The organism is Sulfurimonas lithotrophica, from assembly GCF_009258225.1.
In the GTDB taxonomy this organism is placed as follows: Bacteria; Campylobacterota; Campylobacteria; order Campylobacterales; family Sulfurimonadaceae; genus Sulfurimonas; species Sulfurimonas lithotrophica.
In genome coordinates this window covers 1,794,185-1,805,895 of the sequence record NZ_CP043617.1, presented here as the reverse complement: position 1 = coordinate 1,805,895, position 11,711 = coordinate 1,794,185, and the positions used below count along the sequence as shown (strand labels likewise).

Sequence of the window (11,711 nt, the reverse complement as noted above, 5' to 3'; positions counted from 1 at the left end):
TTTGGCTACAAAGGATACCAATTGAACGAAGAGATTGAAGACATACTTTACCGTGAAGAGATGAGCTTAGCATCTACCTCAAAAAGAGCTACAGCTTTTCTTATAGATGAACTATTACTCTCTTTTGTTCTTGTATTAGCACTATGGGATTCTTTTGCTGCAGCTAAAGACACGCAGGAGATGATAGAGTTAACAAATACTTTTCTTATGGAATTTTTGGCTATTAAAATTATTTATCAAGCATTTTTTGTTATGCAATACGGTGCATCTATAGGTAAACTTGTTATGAAAATAAGAGTAATAGAAATAAAAACATTACAAAATCCAAATGTATTAAGTGCACTAAACCGTGCTATTTTTAGAGTAGTAAGCGAACTCTTGTTTTATCTTGGATATTTATGGGCAATTTTTGATCCGGCTCGTCAAGCTTGGCATGATAAAACCGCAAAAACTTTGGTTGTAAATGTTTAAATTTTTTTTATTTCTTTTAGTGTTTACAACTCTATTGTTCTCAAATGAGAAAGTAGAGATATTTGCAAACGATATTTACACAGAAGATGAAATACTTTATGCAGACGGTGAAGTTAACGTTGTTTATAAAGATTACTATTTAAGTGCTAAAAGAGCAAAGTACCATAAGTTAAACGGTAATTTAGAACTTTTTGAGAATGTTAAAGTTACTCAAAATAATAATTACAAAATTTTAGGCGAATATATAAGAATAGATATAAAAAATAAACAAAAAGAATTTAAACCGTTTTATTTGCTTGATGAATTTACAAAAGTATGGATGAGTGCAAAAAACGGTAGTGAAAAAGAAGAGGATATAATAGTAAAATCAGGAGTCCTTAGTGGTTGTAATCCAATCAATCCTTTGTGGAAAATAGAATTTAGCTCATCTGATTATAATGAACAAACAAAATGGTTAAATACTTATAATAATAGATTGTATATATATGATATTCCCGTTTTTTATACACCTTATTTTGGTGTTTCACTTGACAAAACAAGACGTAGCGGACTTTTATATCCCATACTTGGAATCTCAAATGATGAAGGTTTTTATTATGAACAACCTATATTTATCGCTGAACAAAACTGGTGGGATTTAGAATTAAAACCTCAAATTAGAACAAAAAGGGGTAGGGGTATATATTCTGAATTTAGATTTGTAGATTCTAAAGTATCGGAAGGTTCATTGACTTTTGGTCATTTTAGAGAAAAAGAAAGCTATTATGAAGAGGAAAACTTAGCAAATAAGGAACATAACGGGGCTGATTTAAAATATTATAATCTAAGTTTCTTAAATGAGTGGTTTGGTCTAGATTTTAAGGGACAGTCATCAATATATGCAGATATACACTATATGAATGATGTTGACTATATAAACCTTTCTTCTAGTGACTCCACAACTAATGCAACGGCCCAACAAGTTCTCTCAAGAGTAAATATGTTCTATAATAATGAAGATGATTATTACGGTTCTTATTTAAAATATTATCAAGATTTAACTTTGGAAGATAACGGTAAGACTTTGCAACAATTGCCTACTCTGCATTATCATCATTATTTACAAACTTTTTTTGACAATCATCTATTATATAACTTAGATATGCAAAGTACAAATATATACCGAAGAGACGGGGTAGGTGTAGTTCAAACCGATGTAAATATACCTATAACGCTTCAAACTTCGATTTTTGACGAATATGTAAATATAGCTTATAAAACTTATATTTATGCTCAATTTTCAAATTTTACAGGTTTAGATGAAATCGATAATCCCGATGATTATAGAGATGGACATTATGCAAAAAATTATAATGTTGTGCAAATTGGCAGTAGTTTAACCAAAGCATTTAGTGAATATACCCACGTAATTGATTTTGAAACAAAGTACACTTTTTCAGGTGCAAAAAGTAAAAAAGGATATTATGAAGATTATAAAAACTCTTGCTTGGAAAATAATACTGGCTTATGTGAGTTTTATAATGTAAATGATTCCACTAAAGCTTTGAATTTTGAATTTTCACAATATCTGTATGATACTTCCGGAAATGAAAAGTTATATCATAAACTAGCACAAAATATTGTTTACAATGATGATAATAGTGAAAGCGATAAGGAATACGGTGAACTAGAAAACGAGTTAAATTATCAAATAACGGAAAGTTTTAACTTTTATAATAATACTTTATATAATCATGATGAACACGGATTTTCAAAAATATACAATAAGATTATATATAAAAATAATAGTTTTAATATATCTTTATCACATCTTTTTAAAGATCATTTTCACAAAGAAGGTGAGGAAGATACTCCTAGCAACCCTGCATATACCAGATATTTAACTTCAACTCTCTCTTATAAATATGATGAACATTATTCCTATAATATTGGATATAATTATGATATAAATACAAATTTGAAAAAAAAATTAGAGATTGGTTTTTTGTATCAAAAGCGATGTTGGGACTTTGGTCTGAAGTATCTTGAAAATAATAGACCTATTCTTACAAATAATGATGTCTCTTCAATATATGACAGATATGTATATTTTACAATTTTATTTAAACCGTTTATGAAATCAAGAAATACAGATAACTTTTCATATAAATTGCCTGATACATATAAAGGAAAATAGCATGAGAGAAAGAATAAACTTACTTAAAGATTATCAAGATGCTGCCAATCAGCTAAGAGATGTTATTCCTTTAGCAAAATTTAAATCACAAAAATGGAGATTAGTAGCAGTTTCAAGAGACGGTTTGGATATAGCAAATAAGCTAAGAGGTAAGTTAGATAATAAAATAAATTTTCTATTCTCAGAATCTATATATGCACCCAATAATGAAGAATGTGAAATTGCCCGTGTCAGTGAGGGCGAAGAGATAGTTATAAATGAGAACTTAGTTGATTCGTTTGGGATTAAGTATGATTATATATACGGTGAAGCACATAGAAAACATGAAGAAAAAATACTGAGTTATATATATCAGTATAGGAAAGGAAAACCGTTTGAATCAGTTAAAGATGAGGTAGTTCTACTTGTAGATAACGGTAGTGAAAGCGGTTTAAAATTCATGACTGCTTTAAAAGCAGTATTGTCTCAAAAACCAAAAGCCGTTTATATAGCGGTACCGGTAATTCCAAGTGATGTATTGGAATCTTTAGAACCGTTTTGTGATGATATCTTTTTTCTTTATGATATAGATGATTATGTTGAAACATCGATTTATTATGAAAGTATAGAGTATATCAGTGAAGATAAAATAGAAGAAATATTAGGAGAATAGCGTGAAGTATGACAGTAAAATAGAATTAGAAAATAAAATAGAAGAGTATAGTTTCAGTGACGTTGCCCGTCAAGCAAACGGTAGTGCATGGTTAAAAAGCGGTGATACCGTGATATTAGCTACTGTAGTTATAGATGAAACTGAAGTTGTTAAAGATGACTTTTTGCCATTAACCGTGCAGTACATTGAAAAAACATACGCAGCGGGTAAATTACCGGGTGGATTTTTTAAACGTGAAACAAAACCCGGTGACTTTGAAACATTAACTTCACGCATCGTAGATAGAAGTTTGCGTCCGCTTTTTCCTAAAGGTTTTGGGCATCCGACACAGATAACTATAATGGTGTTTTCGGTTGATAAAGAGAGTGATTTGCAGGTACTGGCATTGAATGCCGCATCTGCAGCTTTATATGTGAGTGATATAGATATAAATACATCAGTCAGTGCTATACGTGCAGCTAAAATCGACGGTAAATTAGTATTAAATCCGACACTTTCACAGTTAAAAGAGTCAACACTGGATTTATATCTCTCAGGAACAAAAGACGACTTGCTGATGATTGAGATGCGTACACTGGGAAGTGAAGATGTCGAGATGGGTGATGTTATAGTTGATCCTATGCTTGATCCTGCAATGGGTGCGGTGATGTTATCTAAACACACTTCTAATGCAATGAATGAAGATGAACTTATAGAGGTATTTGAAAAAACTCAATCGGTACTATTTGAATCAAATAAAAAGTATGAACAAAGTTTTAATTCCCATAAAAAAGAAACAAAACCTTTAGAGTGTAAAGCTCATAATATAAATGAAGAGATGCTTGAATATGTTAGAAATAACCATTTTGCAGATATAACAACTGCTATGAATCAGATGGCAAAATCTGAACGCTCAACAGCCTTAAGAGAATTAAGAAAAAATATAATATCAGCAAAAACAGAGTGGGCTGATGTTGAGCTGGAACTTGAGTTAAAAGATGCAATAGAGAGAGTAAAAAGAGAACAAGTTAGGGGTCAAATACTTAACGAAAAAGTTCGTGCAGACGGAAGAACTTTAAATGAAGTAAGACCAATCACTATAGATACAAACGTACTTCCTTCGGCTCATTCATCTTGTTTGTTTACTCGTGGTCAAACACAAGCTTTAGTTGTTTTAACATTGGGCGGTGTTAAAGATGCTCAGATGTTTGAAACACTTACAGAGGAAGGTACGCAAGATGAAAACTTTATGGTTCATTACAACTTTCCCGGCTTTTCCGTAGGTGAAGCATCCCCTGTCATGGGTGTTAAACGTAGAGAACTTGGTCACGGAAACTTAGCTAAAAGAGCACTAGAGCCGATTGTAAATATTGACGGGCAGACCATACGTTTGGTATCTGAAATTTTAGAATCAAACGGCTCATCATCTATGGCTACGGTATGTGGCGGTTATATGGCACTAAAAGCTGCTGACATTGATGTTAGTGATACAGTAGCAGGTATAGCTATGGGTATGGTAAGTGAAGGTGATAAGTATGCTATTCTTTCAGACATTATGGGTCTTGAAGATCATGATGGAGATATGGATTTTAAAGTGACGGGTTCAAAAGAGGGAATCACTGCTATGCAGATGGATATAAAACTCGGAGGAATAAGTTTAGATGTTCTAAAAGAAGCACTTTATCAAGCAAAAGAGGGGAGAAGTCATATAATAGATATTATGCTTGAAGCTGAGAGTAAGATAGAATTTAACGACGGTGTATTACCATCTACTGACTTTTTCCATATTGACCCAAGTTTTATAGGTGACATCATAGGTCAGGCAGGTAAAAATATCCGTGAAATAATTGAGAAGTTTGAAGTAGCTATCGATATCGATAAAAAAGAAGGAAAAGTTAAAGTCACAGGGAAAAATAAATCCGGTGTAAAAGCGGCGAGAGAGCATATTGAAGGTATTACATCAAAGCCAAAAGTACAGAAAATTAAATATGAAGTCGGCGATAAGTATCCGGGAGTCGTTAAAAAAATAGTTGATTTCGGTGCATTTGTAGAGCTACCTGACGGCACTGACGGTCTTTTACACATCTCTAAAATATCTAAAGATAGAGTTGAAAAAGTTTCAGACGTTTTAAAAGAGGGTGATGAGGTAACTGTAGAGATTTTAGAATTCAAAGGAAATAAAATCTCTTTAGGCAGAGTATTTTAAACTGTTCTTTATTATATTTTATATATAATCGCGAATCGAATATTTAGTAGGGAAATCTAGGCATTTATGTTTAGGTTGCTTCATTTAACGATGAGGTTACGCTATCCGAACGTATTTGTAAAAAATTTAACGGAGAAATTTTATGAAAAAAATTCTTGTATTAATGGTAGCTTTAGCTACTGCTGCACTTGCATCTGACGGTGAAGTTGCAAACCAAACTCTTAAAGCTTATTCAATGATCGCTGCTGGTCTTGGTCTTGGTCTAGCTGCATTAGGTGGAGCTATCGGTATGGGTCATACTGCTGCTGCTACTATCGCTGGTACTGCTCGTAATCCGGGTCTAGGTGCTAAACTTATGACTACAATGTTCATCGCTCTTGCAATGATCGAAGCACAAGTTATCTATGCACTAGTAATTGCGTTAATCGCACTTTACGCTAACCCGTATTTAGGTTAATCTTTAAGATTTAACTAAATGCACCTCAAAAGCCCGACTCTTCGGAGTCGGGCTTTTTTTTTCTTCTTTTTTTGCGATCGTGGTGGAACGGTAGACACGCTATCTTGAGGGGGTAGTGCCCTAGCGGTGTGAGGGTTCAAATCCCTCCGATCGCACCATTTCTAAACCTCTAAAACACTTTATTTTGAAATTTTCTTTTTTTCTTTGTGCAGTTTTTGTGCACTTTTTGAACTTCCAAAATCAATATTATTTAGGAATTTAGCACGTTTTTTATTTTGTCTAGGAATAAACCTAGCATACTTTGTAAGTGTAGTATGAATGTCAGTATGTCCCATCATTTCAGATACCCATCCTATTTCTTCTCTTTGTTGTAGCATAAGTGAAGCAAAAGTATGTCTTGTTTGATATAAAACTCTATATTCTATTTTTAACTTCTCTAAGAGCGGTTTCCAATGTCGCTTAGTTAAGTTTGTCGGGTCCATAAAGTTTTTACCGTATTGGTTTATAAAGACAAATTCACTTTTAGATTTAGAGATAAACGACTGTTCTAAAAGAGCACTTTTTACTACGGGGAGCATATCAATAGTTCTAATACTCTTTGCAGTTTTTGGAGTGCTTATAATTCTTTTTGAAGTAGAGCGTTTTATATCTATTTCATCATTTGAAAAATCTATATCTTCCCATTTGAGAGCTATCATTTCTCCAACTCTTAACCCTGTAAAGAAAGCTATTAATAAATAGTTTTTAAACCATCCATTAGCATTTGAAGTAATGGTTTTTACTTCTTCTAAACTACAAGGATTGATTTTTGATTTTTCAACCTTTGGAGGTTTTACTCTATCAAATGGATTTATAGGGATTAGTTCATCTATAAAAGCGTCCTGCAGGATACCTCTAAAGATAGTACGAATATTCATAATCCTTTTGCCTGATAACTTTTTTCCTAAGTCATTTTGCCACGATTTTATGTCAGTAGGTCTAATTTGTCTTAAATCCCACTTTCCAAATTTTGGCTCAATATGAAGTTCAAAAGTTTTCAAATAGTCTTTATTAGTATTCTCTTTTCGATTTGATGAATTAATCTCTAAAGATTTATAACCAAAATCTTTAAGTAAATAAGTCTTTGTAGTGTCTTTTTTACCAATTAGTTGTAAAAGAACGCTTTGAGCATTTTTCTTTGCCCAAAGTAGATTAGCTTTTGTATCTTTTTTCTTTGTGCTTTTTCGATAGAATATACCATCTATATTGCCTTGTACATAGATAATATTGTTTCTAACATATACACCAGATTTGTTGTAACTCATTGCCGTTTTCTCCTGATTCTTGGAACGGCACTTCTCGCAATCATTATCTTATTGCCTTGATACTTAAAATCTACTTCTGGCTCAAATTCGCCACTTAGTAACTTAGTTCTTAACGATTGACGACTTATGCCTTTATCTCTTGCAATTTCACTTAATGGAAACCACTCTGGTAGTTGTAAAAATGCGTCCTTGATATACACTAGTTCGTTTTTAATGTCGATTAATAATTCTCTATCAGTCATGCTGCTAATCCTTTTATGGTATGTATCTCAATATCTTCACTTCGCATAAATAGTAGCTCTCCATCATCCCATATTTCCATTATCTTGTCATCTTCAAGTCTTGCTAATACTTGTAGGCTGTTTCCTTTTCTAACTTGTGTTAGAGCATATAGAGAGTATCTATGGTGTAGTAATCTATAAAGATACATTGGAGCAGTTGAACGGCTAGAACAAAATCTATTTATGCGATTTTTGATATACCAAGCATTTAGATATTCATCATCTTGTGTGAGTTCATCTTTAGCTTTTGGAAGTGTCTTATTTATATACTTCATTATATAGCTTTTAGCATTTTCAATGTCTTTTACAAACTTATTTGTTTTAGGATTGTATAGGCGATTAAAAGATTTTTCTACTCTCTCTATCTTATCTTTAGGGATGAAAAGTAAAAAGTGTGCGTGTGGTGTACCATCTTTGTGTGGCTCATTTACACGATAATACATACGCTCATTTTTAGATAGCTCTTTCAGTGATCTATCGTGTCTTAGTTTAGCCCACATCTTAGTTATTACTTTGACGGCTTCTTTTGGCTCTATGTTGTTATACTTGGGATTTTTAATGAGCTGTTTAGTTTTTTTATCTTGCTTCATCTTATGAAACTCACTTGGTAGTGTGATAGTTAAAAAGACTGGTGTTAAGTTTCCTTGTTCAGCTTCACGTTGTAGAGTATCTATGCGGTTTTGAATCTCAGCGTAATATCTTGATGTATTGTGATTTGATGAGATAATGCAGTCTTGCAAAGGTATTGCTTGACCTGTTGAGTTGTTTTTCACGTAGCTATATTTTAAAAAGTTCTCTTGCTTTCTAATCTTGAGCTTTACAGACACTAAGTCACTCTTAGAAACTCCATACTTTTTAAAAATGTCCACATCTTTTTTATAATTAGTCAAGGGAGCTTCATTCGTCGCGTTAACTCCTCGCTGATGCGCTCGTCGTAGACGCTCCTTATTTTGCTCCTCATATCCTGCATACGTAGTTGCAGGATATATCATTGTTGATGTTTTCATGGCTATTACTCTTTATCATCTAATAAGTAATCATCTAAAAACTTGTAATTAAATGCACCTCTAATATAGTTAGAAATTAGATGTAAATCTGTCAACTCTAAACTACCAAAAGCATTTAGACCTAATAATATTCGATTGAGTTCTTCTAGCTTTTTTTCTAAATCCTCACGATTTATTTCAGTTTTTTTAATATCTTTTTGTGTATCATTCATTGTTTCTTTCCTTGTACGTTAGAAACGCCATAGGGAGTTTTATCTTGGCGGATGGCTCTCTATGTGCTTCTGCAATCAATTAGCTGTATGAGCAACAATACTAATGTAAATATATAATGTTCAATTTCAAGTTCCATTTCCCACTTTCACGTTTTTCACTTTGTTCAAACTTTCGCGAAGTGGCTCTTAGCTTACGTAGAAACTAACTGGAGATTTTGATACATAATTACACTTGACTTGTATCTTTTTACCAATTTTTGTTTCATATTCAGCACGTTTATCGTTTGGAATACTTACATGAATAATGTCAGACTTTTTTTCACCATTATTTAACTCTGTTTCTACTAAAAGATTTAGTTTATATTTACCTTCTGTAATAACTTCACCTGTTTCTTTGTCTTTAAAATCTGTATCTTTGTGTATAGATAATAAAGTACTCTCTATTCCTACTTGCATTTTTTCTCCTTTGAAAATGTCATAAAATTGGGTATTATTTTATATATTTAGTACCCAACTGTCAAAATCTTACCGAAATAGGTTTACATTGTCAAGAAAAAAGGGTACTATTTTGGAAGAAAAAGGTACTATAATGAAAAAAGAGACACCAAAAAGAAATATTGAAGTTAAAATTAGATTAACAGAAGAAGAAAATGAAAAGTTAGAAAAGTTAGCTAATAAAACAAAAATGTCTAAAGCTCGTTTGATTAGAAACTTAGCTCTTGGAGATATTGATGACCTAAACATGTTACACAATATTGGGATATTACCACTAGTTCAAAATGTAAAAGCATTTTATGAGAAGTCATTTAAGGGTGTAAATTATTGGGATGAAATAAAAAAAGATAGTTGATATTTTTATAAAATATCTTTCATATGTTTAGGTAATTGCTCCTCTGTTAATGTATTTTCATGAAGTGCATTATTTATAATTTCAGATATTGTTGTTTTTGTATATGTTTTTATTGGAAGAGAATCAATATCATTTTGAAGTTTATCTATAATATGTTTTTTTCCACCTGCTTTTATTTTAGTTGTTAAACTCTCTTTATCTGCATTACTATTATAAAGTTTGTCTGCAAACATTTTAGCAAATATATTTAACGAAGATAACTTTAAATCAATAATATCAGTATGAAAATCTTGTGATATCTGTAATGAAGTATCTCCATCATTATTTTCTAAAGGGAAATTATTTAATTCATCTTCATTAAATATAATAACTTGAGTAGTATCAATACTTTTTAAAGAACCAATAAAAGCTAAAAAACCTAAATCTTTACCTGCATATATATCATCTATGTTGTTTACCCTCCAAAAAGAAAGAGTATTTTTACGTGCTTCTAAGTCTCTTGTAACAGCTTCAGCTGATATTTCATTAGTTGATAAATAATCTTGATTCCTGAGCCAATAACTTTGTGTGTATTTTCTAATATAGTACATTAGCTAACTTGATATTTTTTTTTGAATATCTTTAATGATTTCTTCTTTAAAGTCTTGTATCCAAAAAACATCGTCTTTTGAATTTTGAAGATAAAGTAGTGCATCTTCATTTGCAAATGTTTCAAAAACTCTCAATGCATACTCTTTTACTTCATCACTTTTATGATTTAATGCAGCCATAGACATAGTACACCCAGTAGAACTTATTTTTTCAGGCTTAATTCTAGATAGTACTAATAAGAACTTACAAATAAAATCTATATTATTGTAATGGCTATTAAAAATTTCATTTAATACAGTTTGAGTAAGATAGTTATATTTATTTAAATATTCTTCCAATAATTTATCAGCTGATGTGTAGCTTCCAATCTCAATATCATCATTTTTTATTAAGAATGTAAACTCATCTTTAAATTCTTGTACAACTTTTTTTTTGATTAATTCATCATTAGTATTTGTAACAGAAGATGAATTAAACTTAATAATATAGTTTTTATTTATATTACTAAAAGATTTTTTATCATATTCAATATCACTTAAAAAATACTCATAATAGTTTTTGAAATTTGAAATAATATTGTTTGTATTATTAGTTTCAAAAGTGCTCTTAAAAGTATGATCATATAAATCATTTATTTCACTGTTATTAAAAAAATTATTTTCATTGAATGTATCTTCACTAAAAAGGCTAATTTCTTTATAATCGATATTTTTTATATTATCATCATAAGTATTTACAAACTTAAACATGACATTTCCTAATTAAGAACATAGTTATAAATACTATTTTCATGTTCTTTATATAGTTCAAGCATATCTTTATATAAAGCTTCTAAAGACTCATGATTAAATCTATAGTGAATATTTTCAGCAATTGTATTAATGTCAATATCAATATCAATGCCATCAAAATCTTCTTCTATACCATTATTAATGATTTTTCCTTTTACTCTGTTTATTGCAGATACAAAATTAATATTTTCTTCATTAGATGATAATGTCTTTATTTCATTTTTAGCTAGTCTACAAGTCCATTCAAAGGTATTCTCTTTATTATATCCTTCTGGGAATTTGAAAACTTTAGGTGATATATCATTTAAACTAGGAATATTTTCAATTAATATTTTTGAGATTATAGAAATACGATTAGATTCTTTATTAAAAGTTTTTAAAATTGATTCAGCAATAGGTATAGAAATATTTAAAAAATCATCAATAGAACTAAGACTTTTCGCATTACTTGGGTACTGTTCTATTATTAATCTATTTGTTAAAATTAGGACTTTAATTCCTAAGTCTTGGTTCTCCATAATAGTTCTTTTCTGAATACCAGAATGAGTCATTTCCTGAATAGTGCTAGGCAAATAACCATCTCCTAATATATTAAATAAATCAGAAATAATTTTTTGAGCTGGAGACAATGTTACTGTATCTATAAAAATACTGATTGCATATTTAATATTAATTTTATCCATTTTGCTGAACTTCCTATCTTATTGTAAAATCTAAAAATTTAATAATTTTAA

The 11,711-nt window shown here is 30.7% G+C and carries 14 protein-coding genes and 1 tRNA gene; 7 read left to right on the top strand and 8 right to left on the bottom strand.

The genetic code is table 11. The features are described from left to right. The first annotated feature begins 21 nt into the window (after positions 1-21). The 6 genes from FJR48_RS09070 (at position 22) to FJR48_RS09045 (ending at position 6,099) form a co-directional block, all read left to right on the top strand. Positions 22-471 carry an RDD family protein gene (locus FJR48_RS09070; protein WP_152307817.1) on the top strand — a complete coding sequence of 150 codons (450 nt, stop codon included), beginning with the start codon at positions 22-24 and terminating at the stop codon, positions 469-471. After that, a complete protein-coding gene (locus tag FJR48_RS09065) occupies positions 464-2,647 on the top strand; it encodes an LPS-assembly protein LptD (RefSeq protein ID WP_152307816.1) in 2,184 nt (727 codons plus the stop codon). The genes FJR48_RS09070 and FJR48_RS09065 overlap by 8 nt, the downstream gene beginning before the upstream one ends. Position 2,648: 1 nt before the next feature. Next, a complete protein-coding gene (locus FJR48_RS09060) occupies positions 2,649-3,299 on the top strand; it encodes a phosphoribosyltransferase (RefSeq protein ID WP_152307815.1) in 651 nt (216 codons plus the stop codon). 1 nt (position 3,300) lies between these two features. Further along, a complete protein-coding gene (locus tag FJR48_RS09055) occupies positions 3,301-5,484 on the top strand; it encodes a polyribonucleotide nucleotidyltransferase (RefSeq protein WP_152307814.1) in 2,184 nt (727 codons plus the stop codon). 142 nt (positions 5,485-5,626) lie between these two features. Then, the gene (locus FJR48_RS09050) at positions 5,627-5,941 is read left to right on the top strand and encodes a F0F1 ATP synthase subunit C (RefSeq protein ID WP_152307813.1); all 315 of its coding nucleotides are present in this window, start codon (positions 5,627-5,629) and stop codon (positions 5,939-5,941) included. Between the two features lie 73 nt (positions 5,942-6,014). Then, positions 6,015-6,099 (top strand) — tRNA-Leu (locus FJR48_RS09045). A 21-nt stretch (positions 6,100-6,120) separates the two neighbouring features. Here the strand turns inward: FJR48_RS09045 and FJR48_RS09040 are convergent. From FJR48_RS09040 to FJR48_RS09020, 5 genes are all read right to left on the bottom strand, one after another. After that, positions 6,121-7,245 carry a tyrosine-type recombinase/integrase gene (locus FJR48_RS09040; protein WP_152307812.1) on the bottom strand — a complete coding sequence of 375 codons (1,125 nt, stop codon included), beginning with the start codon at positions 7,243-7,245 and terminating at the stop codon, positions 6,121-6,123. Then, positions 7,242-7,487 carry a hypothetical protein gene (locus tag FJR48_RS09035; RefSeq protein WP_152307811.1) on the bottom strand — a complete coding sequence of 82 codons (246 nt, stop codon included), beginning with the start codon at positions 7,485-7,487 and terminating at the stop codon, positions 7,242-7,244. The genes FJR48_RS09040 and FJR48_RS09035 overlap by 4 nt, the downstream gene beginning before the upstream one ends. After that, the gene (locus FJR48_RS09030) at positions 7,484-8,533 is read right to left on the bottom strand and encodes a replication endonuclease (protein ID WP_152307810.1); all 1,050 of its coding nucleotides are present in this window, start codon (positions 8,531-8,533) and stop codon (positions 7,484-7,486) included. Before FJR48_RS09030 ends, FJR48_RS09035 begins: the two co-directional genes overlap by 4 nt. Positions 8,534-8,538: 5 nt before the next feature. Further along, positions 8,539-8,745: a hypothetical protein gene (locus FJR48_RS09025; protein ID WP_152307809.1), complete on the bottom strand. Its 207-nt coding sequence runs from the start codon at positions 8,743-8,745 to the stop codon at positions 8,539-8,541. A gap of 186 nt (positions 8,746-8,931) precedes the next feature. Continuing rightward, on the bottom strand, positions 8,932-9,201 hold the full coding sequence (locus tag FJR48_RS09020) for a hypothetical protein (protein WP_152307808.1): 270 nt from the start codon (positions 9,199-9,201) through the stop codon (positions 8,932-8,934). An 88-nt stretch (positions 9,202-9,289) separates the two neighbouring features. Between FJR48_RS09020 and FJR48_RS09015 the strand changes: the two genes are divergently transcribed. Continuing rightward, on the top strand, positions 9,290-9,595 hold the full coding sequence (locus FJR48_RS09015; protein WP_152307807.1) for a plasmid mobilization protein: 306 nt from the start codon (positions 9,290-9,292) through the stop codon (positions 9,593-9,595). 5 nt (positions 9,596-9,600) lie between these two features. On the opposite strand, the gene FJR48_RS09010 is transcribed toward FJR48_RS09015, so the two are convergent. From FJR48_RS09010 to FJR48_RS09000, 3 genes are read right to left on the bottom strand one after another with little or no spacing between them, the layout of a single operon-like run. Further along, positions 9,601-10,185: a hypothetical protein gene (locus FJR48_RS09010; protein ID WP_152307806.1), complete on the bottom strand. Its 585-nt coding sequence runs from the start codon at positions 10,183-10,185 to the stop codon at positions 9,601-9,603. Between the two features lie 3 nt (positions 10,186-10,188). Continuing rightward, positions 10,189-10,935 (bottom strand): hypothetical protein, encoded by a 747-nt coding sequence (locus tag FJR48_RS09005; protein ID WP_152307805.1) that lies wholly within the window; start codon positions 10,933-10,935, stop codon positions 10,189-10,191. A gap of 8 nt (positions 10,936-10,943) precedes the next feature. After that, a complete protein-coding gene (locus FJR48_RS09000; RefSeq protein WP_152307804.1) occupies positions 10,944-11,660 on the bottom strand; it encodes a hypothetical protein in 717 nt (238 codons plus the stop codon). Between the last annotated feature and the right edge of the window lie 51 nt (positions 11,661-11,711).

Bases quoted from the DNA above. Each gene is read 5' to 3' on its own strand.
- FJR48_RS09065 (WP_152307816.1), top strand. From the start codon at position 464: ATGTTTAAATTTTTTTTATTTCTTTTAGTGTTTACAACTCTATTGTTC.
- FJR48_RS09060 (WP_152307815.1), top strand. From the start codon at position 2,649: ATGAGAGAAAGAATAAACTTACTTAAAGATTATCAAGATGCTGCCAAT.
- FJR48_RS09050 (WP_152307813.1), top strand. From the start codon at position 5,627: ATGAAAAAAATTCTTGTATTAATGGTAGCTTTAGCTACTGCTGCACTT.
- FJR48_RS09040 (WP_152307812.1), bottom strand. From the start codon at position 7,245: ATGAGTTACAACAAATCTGGTGTATATGTTAGAAACAATATTATCTAT.
- FJR48_RS09035 (WP_152307811.1), bottom strand. From the start codon at position 7,487: ATGACTGATAGAGAATTATTAATCGACATTAAAAACGAACTAGTGTAT.
- FJR48_RS09030 (WP_152307810.1), bottom strand. From the start codon at position 8,533: ATGAAAACATCAACAATGATATATCCTGCAACTACGTATGCAGGATAT.
- FJR48_RS09025 (WP_152307809.1), bottom strand. From the start codon at position 8,745: ATGAATGATACACAAAAAGATATTAAAAAAACTGAAATAAATCGTGAG.
- FJR48_RS09020 (WP_152307808.1), bottom strand. From the start codon at position 9,201: ATGCAAGTAGGAATAGAGAGTACTTTATTATCTATACACAAAGATACA.
- FJR48_RS09010 (WP_152307806.1), bottom strand. From the start codon at position 10,185: ATGTACTATATTAGAAAATACACACAAAGTTATTGGCTCAGGAATCAA.
- FJR48_RS09005 (WP_152307805.1), bottom strand. From the start codon at position 10,935: ATGTTTAAGTTTGTAAATACTTATGATGATAATATAAAAAATATCGAT.
- FJR48_RS09000 (WP_152307804.1), bottom strand. From the start codon at position 11,660: ATGGATAAAATTAATATTAAATATGCAATCAGTATTTTTATAGATACA.